Annotated in this window: 23 protein-coding genes and 1 other RNA gene; 11 read left to right on the forward strand and 13 right to left on the reverse strand. The window is 57.2% G+C overall.

Translation table 11 applies throughout. The features are described from left to right. Window positions 1–107: 107 nt before the first annotated feature. The 5 genes from htpG to apt form a co-directional block, all read right to left on the reverse strand. Window positions 108–2,030: a molecular chaperone HtpG gene (gene htpG, locus ACL2XP_RS19910; RefSeq protein WP_413734831.1), complete on the reverse strand. Its 1,923-nt coding sequence runs from the start codon at window positions 2,028–2,030 to the stop codon at window positions 108–110. A 143-nt stretch (window positions 2,031–2,173) separates the two neighbouring features. Continuing rightward, the gene (gene recR / locus ACL2XP_RS19915) at window positions 2,174–2,779 is read right to left on the reverse strand and encodes a recombination mediator RecR (protein ID WP_413734833.1); all 606 of its coding nucleotides are present in this window, start codon (window positions 2,777–2,779) and stop codon (window positions 2,174–2,176) included. After that, window positions 2,779–3,108 carry a YbaB/EbfC family nucleoid-associated protein gene (locus ACL2XP_RS19920; RefSeq protein ID WP_413734835.1) on the reverse strand — a complete coding sequence of 110 codons (330 nt, stop codon included), beginning with the start codon at window positions 3,106–3,108 and terminating at the stop codon, window positions 2,779–2,781. The genes recR and ACL2XP_RS19920 overlap by 1 nt, the downstream gene beginning before the upstream one ends. A gap of 69 nt (window positions 3,109–3,177) precedes the next feature. Next, window positions 3,178–5,520, reverse strand: a complete 2,343-nt coding sequence (gene dnaX / locus ACL2XP_RS19925; protein ID WP_413734837.1) for a DNA polymerase III subunit gamma/tau — start codon at window positions 5,518–5,520, stop codon at window positions 3,178–3,180. 73 nt (window positions 5,521–5,593) lie between these two features. Beyond that, window positions 5,594–6,145, reverse strand: coding sequence for an adenine phosphoribosyltransferase (gene apt / locus ACL2XP_RS19930; RefSeq protein WP_413734839.1), 552 nt, complete (start codon window positions 6,143–6,145; stop codon window positions 5,594–5,596). Between the two features lie 460 nt (window positions 6,146–6,605). On the opposite strand from apt, the gene priC reads away from it, so the two are divergent. Both priC and ACL2XP_RS19940 read left to right on the forward strand, forming a co-directional pair. After that, window positions 6,606–7,145, forward strand: coding sequence for a primosomal replication protein PriC (gene priC / locus ACL2XP_RS19935; protein ID WP_413734840.1), 540 nt, complete (start codon window positions 6,606–6,608; stop codon window positions 7,143–7,145). A gap of 132 nt (window positions 7,146–7,277) precedes the next feature. Beyond that, window positions 7,278–7,436 carry a DUF2496 domain-containing protein gene (locus tag ACL2XP_RS19940; protein WP_413734841.1) on the forward strand — a complete coding sequence of 53 codons (159 nt, stop codon included), beginning with the start codon at window positions 7,278–7,280 and terminating at the stop codon, window positions 7,434–7,436. Window positions 7,437–7,465: 29 nt separating this feature from the next. On the opposite strand, the gene acrR is transcribed toward ACL2XP_RS19940, so the two are convergent. Next, on the reverse strand, window positions 7,466–8,113 hold the full coding sequence (gene acrR / locus ACL2XP_RS19945; protein ID WP_413734843.1) for a multidrug efflux transporter transcriptional repressor AcrR: 648 nt from the start codon (window positions 8,111–8,113) through the stop codon (window positions 7,466–7,468). 144 nt (window positions 8,114–8,257) lie between these two features. On the opposite strand from acrR, the gene ACL2XP_RS19950 reads away from it, so the two are divergent. The 6 genes from ACL2XP_RS19950 (at window position 8,258) to ACL2XP_RS19975 (ending at window position 15,144) form a co-directional block, all read left to right on the forward strand. After that, window positions 8,258–9,454, forward strand: a complete 1,197-nt coding sequence (locus ACL2XP_RS19950) for an efflux RND transporter periplasmic adaptor subunit (RefSeq protein ID WP_413734844.1) — start codon at window positions 8,258–8,260, stop codon at window positions 9,452–9,454. 18 nt (window positions 9,455–9,472) lie between these two features. Beyond that, the gene (locus tag ACL2XP_RS19955; RefSeq protein WP_413734845.1) at window positions 9,473–12,631 is read left to right on the forward strand and encodes an efflux RND transporter permease subunit; all 3,159 of its coding nucleotides are present in this window, start codon (window positions 9,473–9,475) and stop codon (window positions 12,629–12,631) included. A gap of 800 nt (window positions 12,632–13,431) precedes the next feature. Further along, window positions 13,432–13,692, forward strand: a complete 261-nt coding sequence (locus tag ACL2XP_RS19960) for a type B 50S ribosomal protein L31 (RefSeq protein ID WP_413734846.1) — start codon at window positions 13,432–13,434, stop codon at window positions 13,690–13,692. Window positions 13,693–13,707: 15 nt separating this feature from the next. Further along, window positions 13,708–13,848: a type B 50S ribosomal protein L36 gene (gene ykgO, locus ACL2XP_RS19965; protein WP_413734847.1), complete on the forward strand. Its 141-nt coding sequence runs from the start codon at window positions 13,708–13,710 to the stop codon at window positions 13,846–13,848. 686 nt (window positions 13,849–14,534) lie between these two features. Continuing rightward, window positions 14,535–14,894, forward strand: coding sequence for an Hha toxicity modulator TomB (gene tomB / locus ACL2XP_RS19970; protein ID WP_413734849.1), 360 nt, complete (start codon window positions 14,535–14,537; stop codon window positions 14,892–14,894). A 46-nt stretch (window positions 14,895–14,940) separates the two neighbouring features. After that, window positions 14,941–15,144 (forward strand): HHA domain-containing protein, encoded by a 204-nt coding sequence (locus tag ACL2XP_RS19975; protein WP_162367725.1) that lies wholly within the window; start codon window positions 14,941–14,943, stop codon window positions 15,142–15,144. Window positions 15,145–15,744: 600 nt separating this feature from the next. Here ACL2XP_RS19975 and ffs read toward each other — a convergent pair. Continuing rightward, window positions 15,745–15,841, reverse strand: an RNA gene (ffs, locus tag ACL2XP_RS19980) — signal recognition particle sRNA small type. Between the two features lie 194 nt (window positions 15,842–16,035). Between ffs and ACL2XP_RS19985 the strand changes: the two genes are divergently transcribed. Then, on the forward strand, window positions 16,036–16,350 hold the full coding sequence (locus ACL2XP_RS19985) for an MGMT family protein (protein ID WP_413734850.1): 315 nt from the start codon (window positions 16,036–16,038) through the stop codon (window positions 16,348–16,350). 64 nt (window positions 16,351–16,414) lie between these two features. Here the strand turns inward: ACL2XP_RS19985 and ACL2XP_RS19990 are convergent, their stop codons facing one another. Then, on the reverse strand, window positions 16,415–16,975 hold the full coding sequence (locus ACL2XP_RS19990; protein WP_413734851.1) for a YbaY family lipoprotein: 561 nt from the start codon (window positions 16,973–16,975) through the stop codon (window positions 16,415–16,417). Between the two features lie 248 nt (window positions 16,976–17,223). On the opposite strand from ACL2XP_RS19990, the gene tesB reads away from it, so the two are divergent. Continuing rightward, a complete protein-coding gene (gene tesB / locus ACL2XP_RS19995; protein WP_413734853.1) occupies window positions 17,224–18,087 on the forward strand; it encodes an acyl-CoA thioesterase II in 864 nt (287 codons plus the stop codon). Window positions 18,088–18,181: 94 nt separating this feature from the next. On the opposite strand, the gene amtB is transcribed toward tesB, so the two are convergent. The 5 genes from amtB to ACL2XP_RS20020 all read right to left on the reverse strand — a co-directional run bounded on the left by amtB (window position 18,182) and on the right by ACL2XP_RS20020 (window position 24,217). Beyond that, window positions 18,182–19,471, reverse strand: a complete 1,290-nt coding sequence (gene amtB, locus ACL2XP_RS20000) for an ammonium transporter AmtB (RefSeq protein ID WP_413734854.1) — start codon at window positions 19,469–19,471, stop codon at window positions 18,182–18,184. A 39-nt stretch (window positions 19,472–19,510) separates the two neighbouring features. Further along, on the reverse strand, window positions 19,511–19,849 hold the full coding sequence (gene glnK, locus ACL2XP_RS20005; RefSeq protein ID WP_009639071.1) for a P-II family nitrogen regulator: 339 nt from the start codon (window positions 19,847–19,849) through the stop codon (window positions 19,511–19,513). Between the two features lie 317 nt (window positions 19,850–20,166). Next, window positions 20,167–21,948, reverse strand: a complete 1,782-nt coding sequence (locus ACL2XP_RS20010) for a SmdB family multidrug efflux ABC transporter permease/ATP-binding protein (RefSeq protein ID WP_413734855.1) — start codon at window positions 21,946–21,948, stop codon at window positions 20,167–20,169. Then, window positions 21,941–23,710, reverse strand: coding sequence for a SmdA family multidrug ABC transporter permease/ATP-binding protein (locus ACL2XP_RS20015; protein WP_413734857.1), 1,770 nt, complete (start codon window positions 23,708–23,710; stop codon window positions 21,941–21,943). Before ACL2XP_RS20015 ends, ACL2XP_RS20010 begins: the two co-directional genes overlap by 8 nt. 51 nt (window positions 23,711–23,761) lie before the next feature. Then, a complete protein-coding gene (locus ACL2XP_RS20020; protein WP_413734858.1) occupies window positions 23,762–24,217 on the reverse strand; it encodes an Lrp/AsnC family transcriptional regulator in 456 nt (151 codons plus the stop codon). Window positions 24,218–24,332: 115 nt separating this feature from the next. Here ACL2XP_RS20020 and ACL2XP_RS20025 point away from each other — a divergent pair, with 115 nt between their 5' ends. Beyond that, the gene (locus tag ACL2XP_RS20025; protein WP_413734860.1) at window positions 24,333–25,373 is read left to right on the forward strand and encodes a PLP-dependent cysteine synthase family protein; all 1,041 of its coding nucleotides are present in this window, start codon (window positions 24,333–24,335) and stop codon (window positions 25,371–25,373) included. The last annotated feature ends 157 nt before the right edge of the window (window positions 25,374–25,530 follow it).

Here is a 25,530-nt window from a genome sequence, read left to right on the forward strand (position 1 = left end):
GGGCGCAAGGAGAGGCGGTTTAGCGGCGCTTTCAGAATCAACCCAGGCCGGATCGGCCCGGGTTGATTACTGTGGCCGGCCGTTAATACCCGGCCGGCATAACCGGTTTATTCGCTTAACAGTTGGTTCATGCGGCGGATAAACTGGTTCGGATCGTCGAGGGTGCCGCGTTCGGCCAGCAGGGCCTGATCGAGCAGCAGTTCAATCCATTCGTTGAAATGGCTTTCTTCATTGATATCGGCGGCGCGTTTAACCAGGGCATGGTCCGGATTGAGTTCAAAGATATATTTGATTTCCGGCGCGGCCTGGCCGGCCGAGGCGAACAGCTTGGCCATCTGGGTGGTCATGTCGTTGGCGTCGGTGGTCACGATGGCCGGGGTATCGGTCAGGCGATGGGTCAGGCGCACCTCTTTGACCCGGTCGCCCAGGAAGGTTTTTACGCGCGCCACAAAGGGTTCAAGGGCTTTTTCAGCGTCTTTCTGCTCCTCGGCGGTTTCTTCATCGGCCAGTTTGTCGAGGGCGGCGTCCGTTTTACTGACTGACTGGAAGGGTTTGCCTTCGAATTCGGTCAGGTAGCTCATCATCCATTCGTCGATGCGATCGGAAAGCAGCAGGACTTCGATACCTTTCTTGCGCAGCAGTTCCAGATGAGGGCTGCTCTTGGCCGCGGCATAGCTGTCGGCGGTGATGTAGTAAATCTTTTCCTGGCCTTCCACCATGCGGCCGAGATAGTCCTGCAGCGAAACGGTCTGCGCCGAACTGTCGGTATGCGTCGAGGCGAAGCGCAGCAGTTTGGCGATGCTTTCGCCGTTGGCGGTATCTTCCCCCGGCCCCTCTTTGAGCACCAGGCCGAACTCTTGCCAGAACTGCTGATATTTCTCGGCATCATCCTTGGAGAGCTTGTCCAGCATTTGCAGCACGCGTTTGGTCAGCGCGCTTTTCAGGTTCTGGGTTACGCGGTTGTCTTGCAGGATTTCACGCGAGACGTTCAGCGGTAAATCGTTGGAGTCGATCAGGCCCTTGACGAAACGCAGGTAATTGGGCATGAACTGCTCGGCGTCGTCCATGATAAAGACGCGCTGGACATAGAGTTTGAGCCCATGCTTATGATCGCGGTTCCACATATCCCAGGGCGCCTTGCCGGGGATGTATAGCAGGCTGGTATATTCCTGTTTACCTTCGACGCGGTTGTGGCTCCAGATCAGGGGATCGCCGAAGTCATGGGAGAGGTGTTTATAAAACTCCTTGTACTCCTCATCGGTGATTTCGCCTTTGCTGCGGGTCCACAGGGCCTGGGCTTTATTGATTTTTTCCCAGGTAATGGTCTCGGCGCTTTCTTTATCATCGGCATCATCGGCCTGGTCGCCGTCGGTTTCGGCGTCAGCCTTGCCGCGGGTTTCGATTTCCACCGGCAGGGCGATATGATCGGAATATTTGCTGATTACGCTGCGCAAGCGCCAATCATCGAGGAATTCGTCTTCGCCTTCACGCATGTGCAGGGTGATTTCGGTGCCGCGTTCAGGTTTGTTGATATCGGCAATGGTGTAGTCCCCTTCGCCGGCGGATTCCCAAAATACCCCTTCATCCGCCGGGGCGCCGGCGGCGCGGGTGCGCACCGTGACTTTATCGGCAACGATAAACGCGGAATAGAACCCCACGCCGAACTGGCCGATAAGCTGGCTGTCCTTGACCTGATCCGATCCCATGGACTCCAGGAAGGCCTTGGTGCCGGATTTGGCGATGGTGCCGAGGTTGTCGATGACTTCTTCGCGGCTCATGCCGATGCCGTTATCGCTCAGGGTCAGGGTGCGATTGGCTTTATCACAGGACAGGCGCACGCGTAATTCACCGTCTCCCTCATAGAGATCCGGTTGGGATAAGGCGCGAAAACGTAATTTATCCGCCGCATCCGAGGCGTTGGAAATCAGTTCGCGTATAAAAATTTCTTTATTGGAATAAAGTGAGTGGATCATCAGCTGAAGCAATTGTTTTACTTCAGATTGGAATCCGCGAGTTTCTTGTCCTTTCATACTTATACTTACCTCAATCCAAATAGCTATCAATCAGGCGGGTTTAGATACTGCGCTGAACAACAGATGGGGATGTGCGAAGCGAATTTCAAGCATTACGGATAAAAAAGCCGGGGGAAAAGGCGGCGCGAGCGGCCGCCGGTTTAAAACTTGATGGGGTGGCGCCCCGCCAGCGAATGGGACAGCGTGGTGCCGTCAACCATCTCCAGTTCTCCGCCCACCGGTACTCCGTGCGCGATGCGGGTGGCCAGCACGTCGTAGTGGCCGCACATTTCGGCTATGTAGTTGGCCGTCGCGTCGCCTTCCACCGTGGGATTGGTGGCCAGAATGACTTCGGCGATATCTTCGCCGGCCAGCCGCTCCTGCAACCTGTCCAGGCCGATATCATCCGGGCCGATGCCGTCAAGGGGGGAAAGGTGGCCCATCAGCACGAAGTAGCGTCCGGCGAACTGCCCGGTTTGCTCGATGGCGTGGATATCCGCCGGGCTTTCCACCACGCAGATTTGCCGGGTCTGCGCGCGCCGCGGGTTGGCGCAGATGGTGCAGATCTCCTGCTCGGTGAACGTGCGGCAATCGGCGCAGTGGCCGATTTCCGACATGGCGCGGGTCAGAGCCTGGGCCAGGCGCATGCCGCCGCTGCGATCCCGTTGCAGCAGTTGGAATACCATGCGCTGGGCCGACTTGGGCCCCACGCCGGGTAAACACCGCAGCGCTTCGGTCAGCGCTTCAAGCAATGGACTGGTTTGCATCAGAACGGCATTTTAAAACCAGGAGGAAGCTGCATGCCGCTGGAGACAGAGGCCATTTTTTCCTTCTGGGTTTCCGCAATGCGGCGGGCCGCATCGTTAAACGCCGCGGCAATCAGATCTTCGAGCATGTCTTTGTCATCGTCCAACAGGCTGGGATCGACCTCAACCCGGCGGCAATTGTGCGCGCCGTTAATCGTCACCTTGACCAGGCCCGCACCGGATTGACCGGTCACTTCCAACTGGGCGATCTCTTCTTGCATCTGCTGCATTTTTTCCTGCATCTGCTGGGCCTGCTTCATCAGGTTGCCCATACCGCCTTTACCAAACATAGTTTTCTCTCTCTATTAGCGTCATTAGCGTCGAACCGCACCGGGCAAACCGGGCCTGCCGAGCGGCGGTTAAACAGGACGGATGCTATCTTCATCCAATTCGGCGTCAAAGAAACGCCGGAGCGTCTGGATATTATTATCTGCAATAATCGCCTGACGCGCCTGCATCAATTTTTCTTCATAAATAGCCTGCCGCCATTCCAGCGGCGTGCGTATCGCCGGATTATCATCTGTCACCACGGTTAATTCAACCGGCGCGCCGAGTTCTGCGCCGAGCGCCTCAGATAATGTGGCCTGGGAGGCGGGAGAATTCAAATGCTGCTGCGCGCTGCGCAGGTGCAAACAGACTTTACCGGGCGCCAGATCTTCCCTGAACGCATTCAGGGCCAGTTGTTGCACCAGCTTGGGGATCTTTAACCGATCCACCAGCGCCGCCCAGGGATCGCGCACGATGGATTCCGCAGCCAGGCGGGCGGCCAGTTCCGGGGTTTTTTCATGCTCCAGCGCCGTGCGCAGGGCTTTTGGCGTCGCCACCGGCTCGGTTGGGGCCTCGGGCGCCAGGCTGGCTTTCCAGCGATAGGCTTCCGGTTTAACCGCTTTAGCCGCCGCCGATGTCTTATTACCGGCAATCTGGCGTTGCTGGGCCTGCTCGCTCACCGAAGCCAGGCGTTCCAGCGCGCTGTTGGCCGGTCTCTGGCGATCCGGCGCGGAGACCGGATCACCCTTTTTTGGTTTTTGGCGCTCCTGCCGCTGCAAAAGCGCGGTGCGCGCCTGCAATAGCTGCGCGGTGCTGTCGGGCAATGTCGTCGCCTCGGCCGCCGCTGGCCCGCTATCGGCCGGTGCCGTAGAAGGTTGCGGCGCCGGCTGGCGGACAGGGTCCGTCACGTCACGGCGCGGCGCAAATTGCCGCGCATCCTCTTCCGTCATGGCGCCATAGTCCGTATCCAGGTGGCGGGCATAGTCCGCCGCGTCATGGGGAGGCGCGGCTTGCCGCATATCCGGCGGCGCGGCGCCATGGTCCGGCCCCGGCTGGCGGACAGGGGCCGTCGCGTCATGGGGAGGCGCGGCTTGCCGCATATCCGACGGCGCGGCGCCATGGTCCGGCCCCGGCTGGCGGACAGGGGCCGCCGCGTCATGGGCGCGCGCGGCGCGACGCGCATCCGCCGGCGCGGAGCCGTTTTGCAGTCCCTGCCGGCGGGCATTGTCCGCCGGAGCGGCCGGCGGGTTTGCTATCGCATCCGCGGCAGCGGCGGAATCAGCCGTTTTTTTTTCCGCGGCGCCGGCGGGCTGGGGTGGTGCCGCGGACGGCGCGGCATCCGTCATCCGGGGATGGAAAGCCAGGGCGCGCAGCAGGGTCATTTCCACGCCCATGCGCCGATCGGGGGCAAACGGCAGCTCCTTGCGGCCCACCAGCAGGGTTTGATAATACAACTGCAAATCGGCCGGGGGAATCAGCCGCGCCAGCTCCCGCAAACGCGGGGCGATAGCGGCGTCTTCTTCTTCCGCCAGCGCGTCGGGCAGCAACTGCCCCATGGCGATACGGTGCAATAGCGTCAGCATATCCACCAGCAGCGTTTCCCAGTCCACGCCCCGGGAGGCGCACTGGGCCAATTGGTCCATCATGGCATTGCCGTCCGCGGCCACCAGGGCTTCAATCATTGCCAGGGGCTGTTCGGTGTTCAACGTGCCCAGCATGTCTCCCACCGTCAGGGTGGTGACCTGCCCCATACCCATGGCGATCGCCTGGTCGGTCAGACTCAGCGCATCGCGCAGGCTGCCGTCGGCGGCGCGCGCCAGCAGCTGCAGGGCGCGCGGCTCGCTGTCGATCCGTTCGGCCTGGAGAATATGCTCAAGCTGGCCGCGGATTTGCCCGACATCCAGGGCTTTGAGGTGAAATTGCAGGCAGCGGGATAAAATGGTTACCGGCAGTTTTTGCGGATCGGTGGTGGCCAGCAGGAATTTAACATGGGACGGCGGCTCTTCAAGCGTCTTTAACAGGGCGTTGAAGCTGTGGCGCGAAAGCATATGCACTTCATCGATCAGGTAGACCTTGAAACGGCCGCGCGCCGGCGCATATTGCACATTGTCCAGCAGATCCCGGGTATCTTCCACCTTGGTGCGCGACGCGGCGTCGATTTCGATCAGATCGACAAACCTGCCCTGCTCGATTTCACGGCAGTTGGCGCACTGGCCGCAGGGGCTGGCGGTAATACCGGTTTCGCAATTCAGCCCTTTGGCAAGCAACCGGGCGATGGTGGTTTTACCGACGCCGCGAGTGCCTGAGAAAAGATAGGCGTGGTGTATCCTGCCAAGCGAAAGGCCATTGGTCAGCGCCGTCAGAACATGTTCCTGACCTACTACATCTGAAAACGTCTGCGGACGCCATTTACGGGCAAGAACCTGATAGCTCATGGGTCGCGAAAAAAGTCAGTGGACAGAGGGCCATGCTAACACAGCCGCGCACCGGAGCGCGAGGCTGATGTACTTAGTGGCCGGGGAAACCCACCAGGCTGTAGCTGTTGACGGCCAGGCGCTCAAGCCGCTCTTCACCGCCGAGATCGGCGAGGTTGATGACAAACGCCGCATCTTTGACCTCGCCCCCCAGCCGCCGGATCAATTTGATCGTCGCTTCGATGGTGCCGCCCGTAGCCAGCAGATCGTCAATGACCAGCACCCGGTCGCCGGGGTTGATGGCGTCCTGATGAATCTCCAGCCGATCGACGCCGTATTCCAGCTCGTAGCTTTCGCTTAATACCGCGCGGGGCAGCTTGCCGGGCTTACGCACCGGGACGAATCCCAGCCCCAGGGCGAGGGCCACGGGCGCGCCGAATAGAAAACCGCGCGCTTCGGTGCCAACCACTTTGGTCAGGCCCTCCCCGCGGTAGTGGTTGACCAGCAGCTCGATGGTGGCGGCGAAGGCCTGGGGATTTTCCAACAAGCTGGTGATATCCCGAAAAAAGATGCCCGGTTTAGGGTAATCGGGAATGGTCTTGATACTGTTTTTGATAAGTTCTAGCTGTTGGGCCATAGCGGTCATAGTATATGCGCCTGAAACTTGGAAATTATAATCCGCACGGACGCTTTATCCTGGGCGATAGCGGTTTATCACCTTCTGTCATGGACTGGCAGGACCGGCCGGGGACGAAAGCGCTCAAATTTATGCAAACTGGCGAAAAAATGCAACCACCGGGACATCACCATTCACCGTTTTGTTGCGTAATATCAACCGCGGGTAAATAGCTGGCGTGGTTGACGCGGCCATGCCGGCATTCCTTTTACCATACCCCGCAATCATACTTTTTTCACCTGCCGTCGTCATCCGCGCATAAACGTCGTGACGATCACACCCATGGCTTTCTTTTTAGCGGCGCCCGGCAAAAAAGGATACATTTGCCTCCACCGGGACGCGGCCGGGATCGCAGCGCTATGCGCGGCCGCTGCCGGCGCGGTATGATTGCTTATTCTGCTTGTTATATTATTGGGATTGGGTAAACGGCGTGCATTCATCCAGGCTTCTCACCACTTTAGGCGATCAGTTCAGCGCTTTAGCCGCCCGCATCGACGCAGGCGAGCATACCAGCGTCGCGCAATCACGTTTTGATCATCAATTGTTCCAAAGCCGCGGCACCCGGCTGGAGGACTATCTGGCCGAAAGCCGCGAGACATTGCAGCGCCTGTCCCTGGCCGCCGATGGCGGCCACACCGATCGGGTGGCCTGGCTGGCCCAGCGGCTGATCGACCAGATGACCGCGCTGGCGCGGGAGCTGGCGACCCAGGATTTACGCCGGCAGCAGCCGCAAAAGACGCCGGCGGTGGACTATTATACTAAACTGAACGAGCATCAGGATTATGAGCGGCGCCTGCTCACCATGATTCGCGATCGGGACAGCCTGCGGGCCAATACCGGCGATAGCGCGCGCCAGCAGCAGTTGCAGCAGGAAATCGCCGCCCTGGAAGGACGGTTGGCGCGCTGCCGCCAGGCCCTGGCCCGCCTCGAACGCCAGATCGAGCGGCGGGAAAACGGCCTGGATGCATAGTCTGGAGGCCAACAGCGGGCTGCATCGCAAGGAGCGGCAGTCATAAGATTACAAGCTCACTATTTTGCCGCTAAACGATCTCATTTATACTTTTTGTTTTATCACGCGCGGCAGCGCATTCAGGAGAGGCCGGTGGCGCTGGAAGATGAATCCCCTGAAGTGAAACTGGCGGTCGATTTGATTATGCTGCTGGAAAGTAATGAAATGGCACCCGAATTGGTGCTGGCGGCGCTGGAGATCGTCAAAAAAGACTATTTAACCAAAGTCCGCGAGCGCCAGGCCAATCCCTGACGGGCGCGGCGCGGTCAGCGCGGGGAATATTACCCGGCCGCCGGGGCATGGCGCAGGTTGGGGCTAAGGCGCAGCATATCGATAAAGGCGGCAATCAGGATACGGGAGCCGCCCTCCAGATCAAAGGTGCCGGGCACGAACAGCCAGTTTTCCATCAGCCCGGTCATATAGGCGCGCAGCAGGATGGCGGCGCGGCGGCAATGCAGGTCGGCCGGCAGTTGCCCGCACTGAATGCAGCGAGCGAGCGTTTCCTCTATACGTTCATAGCATTCGGCATATAATCCTTTGCGTACTTCCTGGAATAATTCCATTTCACCGACGAATTCGCACTTGTGAAAGATAATTTCCATCAGCGAGCGCCATTCGGTATTGGAAACGGTGGATTCCAGAATGTAAATCAGCGTCTCGGTTAAGACATGTAGTGGATCGTCGGGAAATTTTGCTTGATACTCTAACTCGAACGTATGCACTTTGGATTCTGCGGCGAACCAGATCTCATTAAATAACTCGACTTTATTCTTGAAATGCCAATAAATAGCTCCACGCGTTACTCCCGCCACCGTAGCGATATCGGTGAGCGATGTGGCGGAAACACCCCGCATGGAAAATTCCTGGACCGCTGCGTCCAGAATATGCTGACGGGTTTCCTGAGCCTGCTGTTTGGTTTTTCGTGCCATAGCGCCGTTTTGGGGAGTCTTTAGATTTACATACATTCACGAATGTATGTACCATAGCATAAGGCTAATTGTTACGCAGCAATGGGTTTGTAGGCTTGTGATCAATTGATCAATTTTTTCAAATCGGACTCTTGAGGTTTATCTATGAACAAAAACAGAGGGATTTTGCCTCTGGCAGCCGTTCTGATGCTTTCAGGCACCTTTATTCTCGTTGGATGTGACAATAAAGACGCTAAACAGGCAGGAAATCAGCAACAGGCACCGGAAGTTAGTGTAGTGACGGTAAAAAAACAATCATTGAATGTCACAACCGATCTACCCGGTCGCACCGCCGCTTTTCGTATTGCCGAAGTCCGCCCCCAGGTCAATGGCATTATCTTGAAGCGTAATTTTGTCGAAGGTAGCGATGTCCAGGCCGGCATGTCGCTTTATCAAATCGATCCCGCGACCTATAAAGCCGCCTATGACAGCGCCAACGGCAGTTTAGCCCAGGCGCAGGCCACTGCGAATATTAATCGCGTCACCGTCAATCGTTATAAGAAACTGATTGCCACCAACTTTGTCAGCAAGCAGGACTATGACACGGCGGTGGCCAACATGCAGCAGAGCGACGCGGCGGTGGTAGCGGCCAAGGCAACGCTTGAAAGCGCCCGGATAAACCTGGCCTACACCCGCGTGACGTCGCCGATCGGCGGCCGGATTGGCAAATCGGCTTATACCGAAGGCGCCTTGGTGACCAATGGGCAAACCACCGCCATGGCCACCGTTCAACAGTTGGACCCGCTGTATGTGGACGTAACGCAATCCAGTAACGACTTCTTACGTCTGAAGCAGGAGCTCGACAGCGGCGCCATGAAGCAAAAAGACGGCAAGGCCACGGTACGGTTGCTGACGGAAGACGGCAGCGAATATAAACAGACCGGCACGCTGGAATTCTCCGACGTCACCGTCGATGAAACTACCGGTTCTATTACCCTGCGCGCCGTGTTCCCTAATCCGGATCATAGTTTGCTGCCGGGTATGTTTGTGCGCGCCCGCCTGGAAGAAGGGGTAAATGATAGTGCGCTGCTGGTACCGCAGCAGGGTATTACCCGTAATCCGCGCGGCGAAGCAACCGCGATGATCGTAGGGCCGGATAATAAAGTCGCCGTGCGTCAACTGACGGCTAAACAGGCGATTGGCGATAAATGGCTGGTCACGGCAGGTTTACAGGAAGGCGATCGCGTGATTGTCAGTGGTCTGCAAAAAGTGAAACCGGGCGTTCAGGTCACGGCGAAAGAAATGGCCGACGAGCAGAAACAACCGGAACAACCGCAGCCTGATAATGCCAAAAAGTCATAATAGGAACGGGTAAACGATATGGCCAAGTTTTTTATCGATCGCCCCATTTTCGCATGGGTGATTGCCATCATTATTATGCTTGGGGGCTTGCTGTCGATTCTGAAGCTGCCCATCGAGCAGTATCCGGCCATCGCGCCGCCGACCATCAGGATTACCGCGACTTATCCGGGCGCCGACGCGACGACCCTGCAAGATAGCGTAACCCAGATAGTCGAACAGAACATGAACGGTATCGATCATCTGCTGTATATGTCATCGGCTAGTGATTCATCGGGTACCGCCACCATCACCCTGACGTTTGACTCCGGCACCGACGCGGATATCGCCCAGGTGCAGGTACAGAATAAACTGCAATTGGCCATGCCCCTGCTGCCGCAGGCGGTGCAAAACCAAGGGGTGCAGGTGCAGAAGTCGAGCGCCAGCTTCCTGATGGTAGCCGGGTTTATCAGCGATGATAAAAACATGACCCAGCAGGATATCGCCGACTATGTCGGGTCCAAAATCAAGGACCCGGTAAGCCGTATCGAAGGGGTGGGCGAAGTTCAGCTGTTCGGTTCCCAATATGCCATGCGCGTCTGGATGGACCCCAATAAACTGAACAACTTCCAGCTTACGCCGGTGGATGTGGTCAGCGCGTTGACGGTGCAAAATAACCAGATTGCCGCCGGTCAATTGGGCGGCGCGCCTTCGATCAAAGGCCAGCAGTTGAATGCCTCGATCATTGTGCAAAGCCGCTTGACCAACGCGGAGGAATTTTCCAAGATCCTCCTGAAGGTCAATACCGATGGTTCGCAGGTGCGCCTCAAGGACGTGGCCAAAGTGGAACTGGCCGGTGAAAACTATGACATTATCGCCCGCTTCAACGGCCAGCCATCGGCAGGTTTAGGGATTAAGCTGGCCACCGGCGCCAATGCCCTTGATACCGCCGCGGGGGTCAAGGCGGAACTGGCGAAGTTGCAGCAGAATTTCCCAGCCGGGCTAAAAGTCGTTTATCCCTACGATACGACGCCGTTTGTGAAAATCTCCATCCAGGAAGTGGTGAAAACCCTGGTGGAAGCCATCATCCTGGTGTTCCTGGTAATGTATCTGTTCTTGCAGAACTTCCGCGCCACCTTGATCCCGACCATCGCGGTGCCCGTGGTATTGCTGGGTACCTTCGCCATTTTGAATACCTTCGGGTTTACGATTAATACCCTGACGATGTTCGCGATGGTGCTGGCGATCGGGCTGTTGGTGGATGACGCCATCGTGGTGGTGGAAAACGTCGAGCGCGTTATGGCGGAAGAAGGGCTTAGCCCCAAGGAAGCCACGCGTAAATCGATGGGGCAGATCCAGGGCGCGTTGGTGGGGATAGCGCTGGTGCTGTCGGCGGTATTCGTGCCGATGGCCTTCTTCGGCGGCTCCACCGGCGCCATCTACCGCCAGTTCTCGATAACCATCGTGTCCGCCATGGTGCTGTCGGTGCTGGTGGCCATGATCCTGACGCCGGCGCTGTGCGCCACCATGCTCAAACCGGTCAAGAAAGGCGAGCACGGCACCACCAAGGGCTTTTTCGGCTGGTTTAACAAAAAGTTCGATCAAAGCACCAATCATTATACCGACAGCATCGGCCATATTCTTAACAGCACCGGCCGTTACCTGATCATCTATCTGCTGATCGTGGTCGGCATGGCGCTGCTGTTTATCCGCCTGCCCTCTTCTTTCCTGCCGTCGGAGGATCAGGGGGTGTTCCTGAACATGGTGCAATTGCCTGCCGGCGCCACCCAGGAGCGAACCCAGAAAATCCTTGATCAGGTTACCGATTATTACCTGAAGAACGAAAAGGATAATGTCGTCTCGGTGTTCACCGTTAACGGCTTTGGCTTTTCCGGCCGCGGGCAAAATGCGGGCCTGGCGTTTGTCAGCCTTAAGAGCTGGGATGAGCGTAAAGGGGAAGAAAATAAAGTCCCGGCGATTACCGCCCGCGCCAATGGGGCCTTGTCCCAGATCAAGGACGGTATCGCCCTGGCGTTTAACCTGCCCGCTATCGTGGAGCTGGGTACCGCTACCGGGTTTGACTTCGAATTAATCGATGAAAACAACCTGGGGCATGAAAAGCTCACCGAAGCGCGTAACCAACTGTTGGGCATGGTTGCCCAGCATGCCGATACGTTGATCGGGGTGCGCCCGAACGGGTTGGAAGATACGCCGCAGTACAAGCTTGATGTGGACCACGAAAAAGCCGAAGCCTTGGGCGTTTCGCTGAGTGATATCAATACCACCCTGAGCGCGGCGTTGGGGGGCAGCTATGTTAATGACTTCACCGACCGAGGGCGTACCAAAAAGGTTTATGTGCAGGGGGACGCCGAGTACCGCATGTTGCCGCAGGATATTTCCGGCTGGTATGTGCGCGGAACCAACGGGCAAATGGTGCCGTTATCCGCCGTGTCCAGCGCCCACTGGCAATATGGTTCGCCGCGTCTGGAACGTTATAACGGCCTGCCTTCGATGGAAATTCAGGGTGAAGCCACGCCGGGTAAGAGTACCGGCGAGGCGATGGCGCTGATGGAAGAGCTGGTGACCAAGCTGCCGGCGGGTATCGGTTTCGACTGGACCGGGATGTCTTATCAGGAACGGTTGTCCGGCAACCAGGCGCCCGCGCTTTATGCGATTTCGCTGATCGTGGTGTTCTTGTGTCTGGCGGCGTTGTATGAGAGCTGGTCGATTCCCTTCGCGGTTATGCTGGTCGTGCCGCTGGGGGTGGTTGGCGCGCTGTTGGCCGCTACGCTGCGCAGTATGAATAACGACGTTTACTTCCAGGTGGGGCTGCTGACCACTATCGGGCTGTCGGCGAAAAACGCCATTTTGATCGTGGAGTTTGCCAAGGACCTGATGGACAAGGAGGGCAAGGGGTTGGTGGAAGCTACCCTCGATGCGGTGCGTATGCGATTGCGGCCGATATTGATGACCTCCTTGGCCTTTATCCTGGGCGTGTTGCCATTGGCGATCAGCACCGGCGCGGGTTCGGGTTCGCAGAACGCCGTGGGTACCGGGGTGGTGGGCGGTATGATTACCGCTACCCTGCTGGCCATATTCTTTGTTCCGGTGTTCTTTGTGGTGGTGCGCCGCCGCTTTGGCGGGAGAAGCGAAGAAGAGTTGGAGCATGGACATCCGGTGGATGAGGTTCCGCATCGGTGATGCGGGAAGTGAGATGAATGAGGGCCGCGAAAGCGGCCTTTTTTTATGGGCTCGTATTGGCCTGGTTTTTAACCGGGATCGCTGCCGCTTGAGTGATTGCGGGCCTAGCGTGCCCATGGCCGCTTCAACCCCTACGGCACGCTCTCCCTTGAACACGGCCTGCCGCAGGTTCGGTGCTTGCGGGCCTGGCGCGCCAAGGGGCGTTCCGGCGGCCAGGAAAACCATGGCCGCTTCAACCCCTACGGCACGCTCTCCCTTGAACACGGCTTGCCGCAGGTTCGGTGCTTGCGGGCCTAACGCGCCAAGGGGCGTTCCGGCGGCCAGGAAAACCATGGCCGCTTCAACCCCTACGGCACGCTCTCCCTTGAACACGGCTTGCGCAGGTTCGGTGCTTGCGGGCCTGGCGCGCCAAGGGGCGTTCCGGCGGCCAGGAAAACCATGGCCGCTTCAACCCCTACGGCACGCTCTCCCTTGAACACGGCTTGCCTCAGGTTCGGTGCTTGCGGGCCTAGCGCGCCAAGGGGCGTTCCGGCGGCCAGGAAAACCATGGCCGCTTCAACCCCTACGGCACGCTCTCCCTTGAACACGGCTTGCGCAGGTTCGGTGCTTGCGGGCCTGGCGCGCCAAGGGGCGTTCCGGCGGCCAGGAAAACCATGGCCGCTTCAACCCCTACGGCACGCTCTCCCTTGAACACGGCTTGCCGCAGGTTCGGTGCTTGCGGGCATACGGCGTCAAGGGGTTGACAGGGGGGGATTATAGCGCATAATAGATATGATATAACATAACAATTGAGGTGGCGTATGAAACCTGGAATTCATCCAGAGTATCGGACCGTGGTGTTCCATGACACCAGCGCCGATGCGTATTTTAAAGTTGGGTCGACGATCAAGACCGATCGCACCGTGGAGTATGAAGGGACTACATTCCCGTATATTACCGTGGAAGTTTCTTCGTCATCCCATCCGTATTATACCGGCAAGCAGAGGATTGTGGATAAAGAAGGCAGCACCGCCCGCTTTAACCAGCGCTTTGGCCGTTTTTTCAATAAAGAATCCGCATAAAGAGGTGTCGGCGTTATGAAGGTTTTAAGCTCATTGCGTGCCGCCAAGACACGTCATCCGGATTGTAAGGTGGTGCGCCGTCGCGGCCGCGTATACGTTATCTGCAAATCGAATCCGCGCTTTAAGGCGGTCCAGGGCGGAAAGAAGAAAAGATAGGCCGTTGGTTGAGCCGATGTAAGGTATGTTAAGCAAAGGGTCTCCACTGGGGGCCCTTTTTGCTGGATGCCGTTTATCCGGCCGGTTTTGGGGAGGCGGTTCACGGGTAAATTTACTGGGGGTATAGCCTATTTGGCTTGGGCAATAATGGGGTGAAAATCAACCGCCATCGTGTTTGTTATCTGATAACATTGCCTGGTGGCGTAATTCGGCCGGTGCGGGTATGATAAGGGTATGTTAAGAAAATGCCAGTTTATCAGCATGTCAGCAACGGATTGTCATAATTTTATGAGAATAAAGGATGTGTATTGCAGCAGGAAATGGTAAAAATAAATATAATAAAGGTTAAAGATGTTGAAATGAGTCTTTTCTTCGCCCCCAACTATCGGTACTATACGGCGCAGTGCGACCCAAATTTATAATAAATTGTTGACAGAATAGCTGTTTTCTAACATCCGCATTGACTTACCGTACAGAACGAGTCGGACTCAACTTCATCAGTTTTGCAATTAGTGTTAGTGGAATTGCAATAGGGTATGACTGTAAGTTAATGTAAGCTGATAGTGCCAAACTGCATAAAATATTCTATCTTTAAATTGGGCTTGGGGATGATATGGATTTTGTGTTTCTTCCTGCAATGCCGATTTATAGGCTATGGCGATTTGTTTAGCGTTAGGAGGGCTGATATGGACGAGTATTCACCCAAACGACATGATATTGCTCAGCTCAAATACCTTTGTGGCAACCTCTACGATGAAGGTATCGTCAGTCTAGGTGATAGTTACCATGGATGGGTTAATGATCCGGCTTCCGCGATAAATCTACAGATGAACGAATTAATCGACCATATTGCATCTTATGTGGTCATTTTTAAGCTTAAACATCATAATGAAAGCGATCTGACCGACCATGTAGAAACCTTCTTAGATGATACCTTTACCCTATTTAGCAGCTACGGCATCAATAATCAGGATGTACAAAGGTGGCGTAAAAGCCGATCCCGTTTATTCGGAACATTCTCAGAGACTGAGGTCTGTATATCCTGAAATAGTAAATGATATTTTAACATACGACTAAACATCAAAGGCCATTATGAACAAAATTGATTATTTAATGCGGTTACGTAAATGCAGGACCCTAGAGACGCTTGAGCGCGTGATAGAAAAAAACAAATATGAACTCTCAGACGATGAGCTGGAGATATTCAATTCTGCTGCCGATCATCGACTGGCGGAACTGACTATGGATAAACTCTACGATAAAGTCCCGGTTTCGGTCTGGAAGTATGTTCGTTAACAGCCATTATGTGATACTTAATATTAACATTAATAAATATATATGTTCATGCAAGCATCTTAAACACTTCTTATCTACTCGTATATCCGTGTTTCGTCGCAAATATTTTTGCTTATCTGATGTCAATCCGTACTTTCTGCTTACGGTCAGTTCCCGATTGGCAAACGTTTGAAATGAGACACGAATAAATATGCCTTAGCATCAATCACGGATTATTGCCGATTAGCCAGTGCTTTATTTTCTTGGGAGCCTTCCCATAAAGAGTATCCCACGGTTAATTTTTAGCGGGGATTTATTTTTAAGCTTACCGCCTGGCGGGTAATAATCACTAAGATGCCGGGCATCCTACGCGGGTTGTGTCCCGCGACCCGGGCGTCATCCCGTTTTGCATTCCTCAGCAGCCAGTAGGACTGTTATTACCCAGACCCAAAACATGAAAAATTCTAATGAAGCAACCATCGGAAGGCGTTATCTCGCCTTGGCGGCCAGCGGCGATTACCCCGGCGGCGTTGGGCTTTGGAGAATAATGCCGGGATGTTGATGGTGGGGGAATAACAAGGAACAATGGCAGCACAAAATGGCAGCACAAATGGGTGGAGGCCCCGCCAGCAACATCCCGGCACACACGTCGCCTGCTACGGCTGCTTCCTTCCGGACCTGACCGAGTTCACAAGTTAGTGTTGCGGGAGCACCGACGGGGCCTCCATTGACGGCTCGTTTCTACCGAGCGCGGGGCATTATCAATGATGGCCCCGCCAATTGCAAGCCGATACGAATCAAGCGCTGGTTTCTTGGGCAATCAGCGCCGTGGCCGCTGCCTTATCGCTTTCGTGAGGTAAAAACCTATGCCAATATGGGTCCGATCTTTTATTTCGCCCGGCTTGTGACTTTATGAATGAACCCATCGATACCTTCCGTCAGCGGGTATTTCAAATCATTGACGCCATTCCTTATGGTCACGTCACCACCTATGGCGAAGTCGCGCGTCTGGCCGGTTCGCCCCGCGCCGCCCGGCAGGTGGGCGGCATCCTGAGCCGGTTGCCGCAAGGCAGCCGATTGCCTTGGCACCGGGTGGTTAACCGCCAAGGCAGGATTTCGTTACCCGGCGATGGATTCGTGCGGCAAAAAACGGCGCTGGAAGCCGAGGGGATCGAGGTGGATAATCAGGGTCAAACCGAACTCGCCCGCTACCGCTGGCGGCTATAGCGCACGGCAACGAAAAACGCTCCCCGGGGGGAGCGTAAACGTAAGTATGGCATGGCTAATTACATTACAGCTGGTTAGGCGCCGGAACGCTGCTTGACGGCGTCACCTGGGTAGGCGAGCTCAGCGGTACGGTCGACGTGGCCGCGGGACTGGTGGGCATAGCCACCGCTTCCACCGGCACCAGCGTCAGGTCTTGTTTGGTGCCGCCGTTGGTAACCACCATCTTCACCTGTTCGGTGATGAACATTAAGCGCCCGTCAACGGTGATGGCCGCACTCAGCAGAATCCGCGCATTTGGCTGGATCTGCGCCGGGTTAAACGGCAATACGAAGCTAAACGGCGCCTGCTTGCCCTCGGTGCGCACCACCCGCTGTGAAATAACGGTGGACGGCGTATCGCTGATAGAGGCATCCGACAGGGTTACGGTCAGCACCGCATCGGGGGGCAGAGCGACACGCTGTCTGATCCATACCGTACCGGTTACCGCCGGTTGTCTGATGCTGGCCGATTGCTCCGCGGTGCCCGGTGTTTTAAACGCCGGGGTAGCCACTGGTTGGCTCTTATCCGCACAGCCGGCCAGCGTAACCGATATCGCGACGCCACCTATTACTTGCCAGAGTTTCATGATTAACCTCTCCTTCTTATTATCAGCTCATCATTTCACCACTCATCAGCGGCGGTGAATTCGTAGTGGTTAAACCACCTAATATTTTAAGCATGGCACAGTATTCTGATATTTTCCTGTCGGTTATACGCGCCGCACAGGTTTTTGCCTGGCCGCGGCCAAACGGGAATATACTGGGTTATATTATCGGCGGACCGACTGCCGTCCTATACTCCCCGCCGGGGCGATGTGTTTAATGGAGCCGTTTCATGAGCCAGCAACTCGATCTGCTGTTAAAACTCCTGCAATTGGAAAAAATCGAGGATGGCCTGTTTCGTGGCCAAAGCGAAGACTTGGGATTACCGCGGGTGTTCGGCGGCCAGGTGGTGGCCCAGGCGTTATTTGCCGCCAGGCAGACCGTACCGGCAGAGCGGCATGTCCACTCTTTCCATAGCTATTTCCTGCGGCCCGGCGAGGTCAGCCGGCCGATTGTTTATCAGGTAGCCACGCTGCGCGACGGCAAAAGCTTCAGCGCGCGCCACGTTAGCGCCGTGCAGCACGGACAGCCGATATTTTATCTTACCGCCTCGTTCCAAGCCCCCGAACACGGGTTTGAGCATCAAAACGCCATGCCCCAGGTGCCGCCCCCTGAAGGACTTCCCGCGGAACAGGATTTTGCCCGTCGGCTGGCCGCCGGTTTGCCGCCGGCGCTGCGGGAAAAATTAACCAGGGAACGCCCCATCGAGATGCGGCCGGTGATTTTTCACAACCCGTTCCAGGGCGGCGTTGAAAAACCACAGCGTTATGTCTGGCTGCGGGCGGCGGGCGACCTTCCCGACGATGCCGAGACCCATCAATATTTGCTGGGCTATGCGTCGGATTTCAATTTCCTGCCGACTGCGCTACAGCCCCATGGCAAGGGGTTCCTGGAACCGGACATACAGATAGCCACCATCGACCACTCCATGTGGTTCCATCGGCCGTTCCGCTTCGACGATTGGCTGTTATACGCCATTGAAAGCCCCTCCGCTTCCGGCGCGCGGGGTTTTGTCCGCGGACAAATTTATCGCCGCGACGGCGTGTTGATCGCGTCGACGGCGCAGGAAGGGGTGATCCGCCATCTGGCGGGATAAACCGACAAAAAACGGGGGCGATGGCTCGCCCCCGTTTTTGACTATCGCGATCATTCGTCGCCGCCGCCATCACTGCCCGGCGGCAACCGGATGATTATTCGTTATAGGCATTTTCGCCATGGCTGTTGACGTCCAGACCTTCGCGTTCCTGTTCTTCCGAAACCCGCAGACCCACCACCATATCGGCAATCTTGAAGCCGATAAAGGCCACTACGCCGGACCATATCAGACAGACGATCACGCTGTAGAGCTGAACCCAGAGCTGATGGCCCATGGTAACGCCCTGCGCGTAGCCCACGCCGCCAAGGGAAGCGGAAGTGAACACCCCGGTCAGCAGACAGCCTACGATACCGCACACGCCGTGCACGCCGAATACGTCGCAGACGTCATCCACCCGCAGCCATTTCTTCAGGGCCACCACCCCCCACAGACCGGCTACGCCGCCTACCAGGCCAATCACCAGCGCACCGCCGACACCTACGGTACCCGCGGCCGGGGTAATGGCAACCAGACCGGCGATACAGCCGGAACAGGCGCCCAGCAATGAAGGTTTGCCGCGCAGCATCCATTCAACGAAGACCCATGACAGGATCGCGCCGGCGGTAGCCATCACGGTATTGAGGAACGCCAGGGCGGCGATTTCGTTGGCGGCGCTGGCGGAACCGGCGTTAAAGCCGAACCAGCCCACATACAGAATCGCGGTACCGGTGAAGACCATCGGCAGATTATGCGGTTTGAACGCTTCTTTGCCGAAGCCGGAGCGTTTACCCAGCATATATGCCCCGACCAGGCCTGCACTGGCGGCATTGATATGCACCACGGTACCGCCGGCGAAGTCCAACGCGCCCTGAGCGGCCAGGTAACCGCCCGCCCACACCATATGCGCCATGGGCAGATAGGAAAAGGTCAGCCAAACCAGAACAAAAATCAGCACCGCCGAGAAGCGGATACGTTCAGCCAGAGCGCCGACGATAAGTCCGACGGTGATACAGGCGAACGAGCACTGGAACGCCACGTGGATCAATTGATAGAACGTACCGGTCAACGCGGTGAGTTCGATATTTTTAAGCATCGTCCAGCCGAAACCGCCAAAAAAGGGATTACCTTCGCTGAAGGCCAGGGAATACCCGTAAATCAGCCACAACACGCAGACCATGGCGAAAGTTACCGCAACCTGCGTCAGCATCGACAGTACGTTTTTAGCGCGCAGCAGGCCGCCGTAAAATAAAGCAATGCCCGGCAAGGTCATGAACAACACCAGGGCGGTGCTAATCATCATAAAGGCATTGTCGGCCTTATCAGCAACGGGCGCTGCGGCCATGGCCCATGTCGGCAACAATGCTGCTACTGCGCCGACGCCGGTTAATGAGACAAGTTTCTTCATTTTCATTCATCCCTATCCACAAAATTCGCGCGTGTGTCGTTAAAGTGCTGCTTCGTCGGTTTCACCGGTACGAATACGAATGACCCGTTGTAACTCTGCAACAAAAATCTTGCCGTCCCCGATTTTACCGGTGTAAGCCGCTTTACTAATCACGTCGATAACTTCATCGAGCTGGTCGTCGGCAATGGCAATATCAATTTTTACTTTTGGCAAAAAATTCACGCTATATTCAGCACCGCGATAAAGCTCGGCATGGCCTTTTTGCCGTCCAAACCCTTTCACCTCGGTGACCGTCAGCCCTTGAATTCCCACAGCAGAAAGTGCTTCTCGCACGTCTTCCAATTTAAATGGTTTAATCACCACGGTTACCAGCTTCATATGTTCCCCCTCAAGAATTTGGATCCGAACTCGCGACCACTACGCCAGAGTAAAGCAAAGCATGTGCCATAAATGTTTTGAAATAGAAATTTACCGTTAGACGCCTGCCAATGGAGCAAGCACCGGCTTTGGTCAAAAAAGGCGGAAAGCGGCGGGTTAAAAGAGGCAGTGGTAACGCACCAAAAAGGAGCGTCATGCCATATTAAGGTGCGTTTGGGGAGTCGTGCACGCCGCGCATGCGCAATCCCGGTGCGCGAGCGCAGCGGCAAAGAGCCGGACAGGCCGCGAACGGCCTGTTTGACGATAGCCGCGGGGGATTACGCGGGCGGCGCCTCGGCCAGCGCCGAGTCGGCATTCAGCGCGCGGCCGACCTGCTGTAATCGGTACATTTGGAAATACCGGCCTTGCTGTTGCAGCAACGCCTCGTGGGAGCCCCGTTCCACGGCCTGGCCCCGGTGCAAAACCAGAATTTCATCCGCATCGACGATAGTGGATAAGCGATGGGCGATGACCACCAGGGTAGTTTGGCGGCGGATGGCCGCCAGCGCCCGCTGGATGGCTTGTTCCGTCCCGGAGTCGATATTGGCCGTGGCTTCGTCGAGGATTAAAATCTCCGGGGTCAGCACCAGCACCCGCGCCATGGCCAATAGCTGCTTTTGGCCGACCGACAGGGTATTGCCCTGTTCCCCGAGTTCGGCGTAGATCCCCCCGGGCAGCGCGCGCACCAGCTCCGCCAACTGCACCTGTTCAAGGGCGCGCCAGGCCTGGGCCTCGCTGATATCCCGTCCCAGGGTGATATTGGTAAATACCGTATCCGCCATCACCACCGGGTCCTGCTGGACGATAGCCACCCCCTGTCTGAGTACCCGGTGCGACAGGCTGGCGATCGGCCGCCCGTCCAGCAATAGCTCGCCCTGCGTTATGGGATAGTAGCCCATCATCAGATTGGCCAGTGTGCTTTTGCCGCTGCCGGTATGCCCCACCAGCGCGACAAAGCTGCGCGAAGCCACGGACAGGGAAATATCACGCAGCACCGGCGCGCCCTGGCGGTATGCGAACGTCAGGCGCCGGATATCGATGCGCCCGCCGCTCAAGGGCTGTTCATCATCGCCATAGCGCTGCCTGTCGCCGTCCATCAGCTCAAAGATACGTTCTCCCGCCACCACCGCCTGTTGCAGCATCGACTGCTGCGTGGTGAGCTCGATAAGCGGTTCATTCAAGCGGCCCAGGTAGTTGATGAAAGCATAGAGCACCCCGACGCCGACGGTCCCGGCCGGACTAAAGCCAAACAGCATCAGCAGACCACACAACACCAGCGCCGACAGCAGGCTGAGCAAGGGGCGCAGCAAGAAGCCTTCCAGGCGCAGCGTTTGCATGCGGGCCAGATAATGGGCATGGCTGGCATCCGCCAGCCGAGCGCCAAAACGCGCCTGCTGCCGGAATTGCTGAATCACGCCCATGCCGCCGATCGCTTCATTAAAGCCGTTGTTGATATCCGCCAGGTACGCCCGCAGACGGCGGACTATCGGAGTGCTGTAACGCTGGTACAGGGTCATCACCAGGGCCACCACCGGGAAAATGACCAGCGAAATGCAGGCCATGCGCCAGTCGAGCATAAACATGGCGACCAGCATGGCGCCCACCAGGGCGATACAGCGCAATACCGTCGCCATCACCGTGACGTAGAGATCTTTAACCACCTCGGTATCGTTGGTGACGCGGGAAATAAGCTGCCCCACCGGTTGGGTATCAAAGGCGCTGAGGGGCTGGCGCAGCGAGGCGTCCATAACCTCGGTGCGCACCTGCTGCACCACGTCCAGGGCCGTGCGGTTAAATAATAACGCCTGATAATAGCGCAGGGCGGCGGACACCAATTGCAGGGCGATATAGGCCAGCGCCAGCCCGCCGACCAGCAGCGGCGGAAAAGTCTTCAGCGGCAGGACGCGGTCGATGAAATAGCTGATAACCACGGGGCCCGCCACTTCCGCGCCGGCCGCCACCCACAGCATCAGCACCGCCAGGGAGAGGGGACGGCGATAAGGCAGGCTATAGGCCAGCAAGCGTTTTAAGGTCGGCCACAGATTTTGCCAATTACGCATCGGCCGCCTCCGGTTCATCCGGGTCGGCGGTCAACGCCGCCTCCAGTTGCTGATAGCGGTACATATCCCGATACCAGCCTGGCTCCGACAATAGGTCCTGGTGCGGGCCCCGCTGGCTCAGGGTGCCGCGGCGCAGCACCAGGATCTCGTCGGCCGCCGTCAGCGCCGATAGCCGGTGGGCGGTAATAATCAGGGTGCGCCCTTCGCCCCAGCGGCGCAGGTTATGCAAAATAGTATGTTCGGTGCGCCCGTCTACGGCGGACAGGGCATCGTCCAGCACCAGGATTTCCGCTTCCAGCAGCAGGGCGCGGGCGATGGACAACCGTTGCTTCTGCCCGCCGGAGAGCATTACCCCCCGCTCGCCCACTTCGGTTTCATAGCCTTGCGGCAGGCGCAGGATATCATCATGAACGCAGGCCAGCTCCGCCGCCCGTTCAATTTGCGCCGCGGTGGCGTCCGGTCGGCCAAGGGCGATATTGCGCGCCACCGTGTCGGAAAACAGAAACGGCGTCTGGCTGACCACCGCCAGGCGGCTGTGCCAATTATCCAGCGCGATCTCGGTCAACGGCAGGCCGTGGAAATGTATCGCGCCGCGCGTCACGTCAAAATGGCGCTGGATCAAGGATAACAGCGTGCTTTTACCCGCCCCGGTAGGCCCGCAGATGCCGAGCACCTGGCCCGGGGCCAGCGTCAGCCGGATATCATGCAGCGTGGGCGCGCTCGCCTGCGGGTAAGTGAAGCTCTCCACCGCCACCTCCAGGGTGCCGCGCCCTGCGGGCAGAGTTTGCCCGCCGTCCTTGACCTCCGGCGCCTCCGCCAGGGTCTGCCGTATGCGGCTATAGGCGGCGCTGCCCCGCTCAACGATGTTAAACATCCAGGCCAGCGCCAGCATGGGCCAAATCATCAGGCCCAGATACATGATAAAGCTGGTTAATTGGCCAAGGGTCAAGATCCCTTCCTTTACCATCCAGCTGCCGCCGCCGATGGCCAGCAAGTTGGAAAAACCGACGGTCAGGTAGATAGTGGGGTCGAAACGGGCGTCGATGCGCGCCACCCGCATATTTTTCGCCCCGGCATCGGCGGCCACCCGGATAAAGCGGTCCGACTGGTAATCCTCCAGGCCGAAGGCTTTGATCATCCGGATGCCGGTCAGGCTTTCCTGCGTCTGGTTATTGAGGGATGAAAAGGCCGCCTGGGCGGTTTTGAAGCGCCGGTGCAGCTCGTCGCCGTTATATTTCACCACCAGCGCCATAACGGGCATCGGCAACAGCGACAGCAGGGTTAACTGCCAACTGATCTGCACGCTCATCACGATCAGCACCGACAGCCCCATCACCAGCGAATCCACCAGCGTCAGCACCCCTTCCCCGGCGGCGAAGACCACCCGGTCCACGTCGTTGGTGGCGCGGGCCATTAAATCCCCGGTACGGTGGCGCAGATAAAAACCCGGCAGTTGGCCGCTGAGCAAACGGTAAAAACGCGCGCGCAGCTCCACGGCCAATTTATAGGATGCGCCGAACAGTAGTACGCGCCAGACGTAGCGTAGCAGGTAGACTACCAGGGCGGTCAGCGCCATGACGCCCAGCCATAGCATAATCATGCGGTGGGACGCCCGGTGGGTGGTCACGCCGTCCACGATAACCCCAACCAGCTTAGGCGGAATCAGTTGCAGTAAGGCAATGATGATCAATAAAAAGACCGACCCCAGGTAACGTCGCCATTCGCGGCGAAAGTACCAACTCAGTTGTGCAAATAATCTCACGCAGTGTTATTCCAAACGAATTCAATCATCCCCACCGAAGGGAAAGAGTCATTATAACGGCAATACCGTCGTATTTTTGATTTGCTCCATCGCAAAACTGGAGGTGACATCGATCAAGCCGGGGCCGCCGTTGACCAGGCGCTTGTAAAAATTATCGTAGCTTTTCATGTCGGCGACCACCACCTGCATCAGATAATCATACTCGCCGGCCATGCGGTAAAAGGCCAGCACTTCAGGCATCCCTTTAACCTGGGCCACAAAAGCATGATACCAGTCGCTGTTATGCTGCTGCGTTTTTATCTGTACGAAAGCGGTCAGGCCAAGGCCCAGCTTTTCATTGTCCAGCAGCGCCACCTTGGCGCGCACCACCCCGTCCTCTTCCAGCCGCTTGAGCCGTTTCCAGCACGGAGTGGAGGTCAGGTTGACCGCTTCCGCCAGCGTTTGCAGCGATAAGGTGCAGTCCTGTTGCAACAGGGACAAGAGTTTTCGGTCGGTTTTATCTAACATAAGCCGCTTTTGGAGAAAATATTTCTCTTATAACACGCGAATCCCGCGTAAAAGGCAAACTTTTTTTCCGCCGCCCCCGCTATGCTACAGACTCTTATCATCAGGGGTAATCATCATGACCGCGGCATGGGTTAAACAGGCAATCAGCGAAATACAGGCGGATTTTCAGCGCTCCGCCGATACGCATTTGATCCGGTTGCAACTGCCGGCGTTCCCCGGCATCTATTTCTACCTGAAAGATGAAAGCACTCATCCCTCGGGCAGTCTTAAACATCGCCTGGCGCGCTCGCTGTTTTTATACGGCCTGTGCAACGGCTGGATCAAACAGGATACGCCGATTATCGAAGCGTCGTCCGGCAGCACGGCGGTTTCGGAAGCCTATTTTGCCCGGTTGCTGGGACTGCCGTTTATCGCCGTGATGCCGGAGTGCACCGCCAAACGCAAAATTGAGCAAATCGCTTTTTATGGCGGCCGTTGCCACTTTGTCGCCCATAGCGGGCTGATATACGATGAGGCGAAAATGCTGGCCAGAGAGTCCGGCGGCCATTATATGGACCAGTTTACCTATGCCGAACGGGCCACCGACTGGCGCGGCAATAACAATATCGCCGAGAGCATTTTCCGCCAGATGGCCAACGAACCCGTCGCCGAACCCGATTATATCGTCATGAGCGCCGGTACCGGCGGCACTTCAGCCACCCTGGGGCGTTATATTCGCTATCAGGGCCATGACACCCGGCTGGTGGTGGTCGATCCGGAGAATTCGGTGTTCACCGACTATTTTTACCAGCGGGACCGCGCGCTCACCGGCCAATGCGCCAGCCGTATCGAGGGCATCGGCCGCCCGCGGGTGGAGCCCTCTTTTATTGCCGAGGTCATCGATCGGATGATCCCGGTGCCCGACGCCGCCAGTATTGCCACGCTTTATTGGCTGGAACCGATTCTGGGCCGTAAGGTGGGCGCCTCGACCGGCACCAATATGTGGGGCGCGCTGCAACTGGCGCTGGAAATGCGCGCAGAGGGGCGCGGCGGCGCCATTGTCACGCTGTTATGCGATGGCGGCGAACGCTACCAGGACACTTACTACCGCCCGCAGTGGGTTAAGGAGCATATCGGCGATATCGCCCCCTGGTCGCAGCGGCTAAACGCATTGTAGCGGCATGGAACGCGGTTAGCGGGTCCCGGCCGCCATCGGGCGAATACCCCGGCGCGCGCCGGCCATGGACGCGAAGAAGAGCCATCCGCGCCATTCTGTACTATGCCGCCCCGTGAGAAGACAGTACCATAAGGTTTTCGGTTCCGATGTGATGAGT

The sequence above is a fragment of the Sodalis sp. RH21 genome (assembly GCF_047324175.1).
GTDB lineage: Bacteria > Pseudomonadota > Gammaproteobacteria > Enterobacterales > Enterobacteriaceae > Acerihabitans.